This window comes from Streptomyces odonnellii (assembly GCF_000981895.1).
In the GTDB taxonomy this organism is placed as follows: domain Bacteria; phylum Actinomycetota; class Actinomycetes; order Streptomycetales; family Streptomycetaceae; genus Streptomyces; species Streptomyces odonnellii.
This window is the reverse complement of sequence record NZ_LATD01000571.1, coordinates 1-2,831: the sequence shown is the minus strand read 5'-3', so window position 1 is coordinate 2,831 and position 2,831 is coordinate 1. Positions and strand designations below refer to the sequence as shown.

Sequence of the window (2,831 nt, the reverse complement as noted above, 5' to 3'; positions counted from 1 at the left end):
CGCCCCGGCCCCTCGGCGTCGAGAACGATCCACCGCCTGTTCATTGGCCCTTGCTGTGGACCGCACCCGGGGCGTTCCCTTATTCGGCAGTTCCCCGTCCTTTTCAGCCAGTGAGCCAGTGAGGTCGCTTCGTGTCCAGCCCGCTCCCCACCACCCCTCAGTCCGCCGAGACCGGCACCGCGCGCGTCAAGCGCGGTATGGCCGAGCAGCTCAAGGGCGGCGTGATCATGGATGTCGTCACCCCGGACCAGGCGAAGATCGCCGAGGACGCCGGCGCGGTCGCCGTGATGGCCCTGGAGCGGGTCCCCGCCGACATCCGCAAGGACGGCGGCGTCGCCCGGATGTCCGACCCGGACATGATCGAGGGCATCATCGAGGCCGTCTCGATCCCCGTCATGGCCAAGTCGCGGATCGGCCACTTCGTCGAGGCGCAGGTCCTCCAGTCCCTCGGCGTGGACTACATCGACGAGTCCGAGGTGCTGACCCCCGCCGACGAGGTCAACCACTCCGACAAGTGGGCGTTCACCACCCCCTTCGTCTGCGGCGCCACCAACCTCGGCGAGGCGCTGCGCCGGATCGCCGAGGGCGCGGCCATGATCCGCTCCAAGGGCGAGGCTGGCACCGGCAATGTCGTCGAGGCGGTCCGCCACCTGCGCCAGATCAAGAACGAGATCGCCAGGCTCCGCGGCTTCGACAACAACGAGCTGTACGCCGCCGCCAAGGAGCTGCGCGCCCCGTACGAGATCGTCAAGGAGGTCGCCGCGCTCGGCAAGCTGCCCGTGGTGCTCTTCTCCGCCGGCGGTGTCGCCACCCCCGCGGACGCGGCGCTGATGCGCCAGCTCGGCGCCGAGGGCGTCTTCGTCGGATCCGGCATCTTCAAGTCGGGCGACCCGGCCAAGCGCGCCGCCGCCATCGTGAAGGCCACCACCTTCTACGACGACCCCAAGATCATCGCGGACGCCTCCCGGAATCTGGGTGAGGCCATGGTCGGTATCAACATCGACACCCTGCCGGAGTCCGAGCACTACGCGAAGCGCGGCTGGTAACGCCACCCATGAGCACGCACACCCCTGTGATCGGCGTCCTGGCGCTCCAGGGCGACGTCCGGGAGCATCTGGGCGCCCTGGCCGCGGCGGACGCCGAGGCCAGGACCGTCCGGCGCCCGGAGGAGCTCGCCGAGGTCGACGGCCTGGTGATCCCGGGCGGCGAGTCCACCACCATGTCCAAGCTGGCCGCGCTCTTCGGAATGCTCGACCCGCTGCGCGCCCGGGTACGGGACGGGATGCCGGTGTACGGCACCTGCGCCGGGATGATCATGCTCGCCGAGAAGATCCTCGATCCCCGCTCGGGCCAGGAGACCATCGGCGGTATCGACATGATCGTCCGCAGGAACGCCTTCGGCAGGCAGAACGAGTCCTTCGAGGCGGCCGTGGAGGTCGACGGGGTCGAGGGCGGTCCCGTCGAGGGTGTCTTCATCCGCGCGCCCTGGGTGGAATCGGTGGGCGCGGAGGTGAAAGTGCTCGCCTCCTACGGAGGGCATGTCGTCGCCGTACGGCAGGGCAACGCGCTGGCGACCTCGTTCCACCCGGAGCTCACGGGCGACCACCGGCTGCACCGCCTTTTCACCGAGATGGTCCGCACCGAGACTCCGGGGCGCGTCGGAAGGGGCGCGCGATAGCGCTCCTTGAGGGGCGGCGGCTGGGTGACGGGCGGGCTTGTCCGTCCCGGTAGGATCTCTGCCGAACAGAGGCAGAACCGGTTACGCGAAGGAGACAGGCAGATGTCCGGCCACTCTAAATGGGCTACGACGAAGCACAAGAAGGCCGTGATCGACGCCAAGCGCGGCAAGCTCTTCGCGAAGCTGATCAAGAACATCGAGGTCGCGGCCCGTACGGGCGGCGCCGACGTCGAGGGCAACCCGACCCTCTTCGACGCCATCCAGAAGGCGAAGAAGAGCTCCGTGCCGAACAAGAACATCGACTCGGCCGTGAAGCGCGGAGCCGGTCTCGAGGCCGGTGGCGCCGACTACGAGACGATCATGTACGAGGGATACGGCCCGAACGGTGTCGCCGTCCTGATCGAGTGCCTCACCGACAACCGCAACCGCGCCGCCTCCGACGTCCGCGTCGCGATGACCCGTAACGGCGGCTCCATGGCCGACCCGGGCTCCGTCTCGTACCTCTTCAACCGCAAGGGCGTTGTGATCGTCCCCAAGGGCGAACTGGGCGAGGACGATGTGCTGGGTGCCGTCCTGGACGCTGGTGCCGAGGAGGTCAACGACCTCGGTGAGTCCTTCGAGGTCCTCAGCGAGGCCACCGATCTGGTGGCGGTCCGCACCTCGCTCCAGGAGGCCGGGCTGGACTACGACTCCGCCGAGGCCACCTTCGTCCCGACCATGCAGGTCGAGCTGGACGAGGAGGGCGCGCGCAAGATCTTCAAGCTGATCGACGCGCTGGAGGACAGCGACGACGTCCAGAACGTCTTCGCCAACTTCGATGTCTCGGACGACGTCATGGAGAAGGTCGACGCCTGACACGGCCTCCCGGACGCCTGACACGGCCTCCTGACAGGGCTTCAGCGAACGGGCCGGCGGAAACACCACTCCGCCGGCCCGTCGCGTTGTCAGTGCCGACCGCTACTGTGCTGAGCAGCGCTGATCATCCGTGGCGGCACAGGGGCGACCACGGGGTGGGAGCGAGGGGAGGGCACGATGCGGGTGCTGGGCATTGACCCCGGACTGACCCGGTGCGGTGTCGGCGTCGTCGAGGGCTCCGCGGGACGTCCGCTGACGATGCTCGGGGTGGGCGTGGTCCGTACGCCCACCGACGCCG

General features: G+C 68.8%; 4 protein-coding genes. All 4 read left to right on the top strand.

Features of this window, described 5'->3' with window-relative positions; all coding sequences use genetic code 11:
- The first annotated feature begins 131 nt into the window (after nt 1-131).
- Entirely contained in the window at nt 132-1,046 is a 915-nt protein-coding gene (gene pdxS / locus WH07_RS35180) for a pyridoxal 5'-phosphate synthase lyase subunit PdxS (protein ID WP_046509200.1), read from the top strand.
- An 8-nt stretch (nt 1,047-1,054) separates the two neighbouring features.
- Nucleotides 1,055-1,678, top strand: coding sequence for a pyridoxal 5'-phosphate synthase glutaminase subunit PdxT (pdxT, locus tag WH07_RS35175; RefSeq protein WP_046509198.1), 624 nt, complete (start codon nt 1,055-1,057; stop codon nt 1,676-1,678).
- Nucleotides 1,679-1,780: 102 nt separating this feature from the next.
- Complete coding sequence (locus WH07_RS35170; RefSeq protein ID WP_046509196.1) at nt 1,781-2,533, top strand: YebC/PmpR family DNA-binding transcriptional regulator; 753 nt, start codon at nt 1,781-1,783, stop codon at nt 2,531-2,533.
- Between the two features lie 177 nt (nt 2,534-2,710).
- Nucleotides 2,711-2,831, top strand: a 121-nt coding sequence (locus WH07_RS35165; RefSeq protein WP_046509193.1) for a crossover junction endodeoxyribonuclease RuvC, incomplete at its 3' end; no start/stop codon positions are given.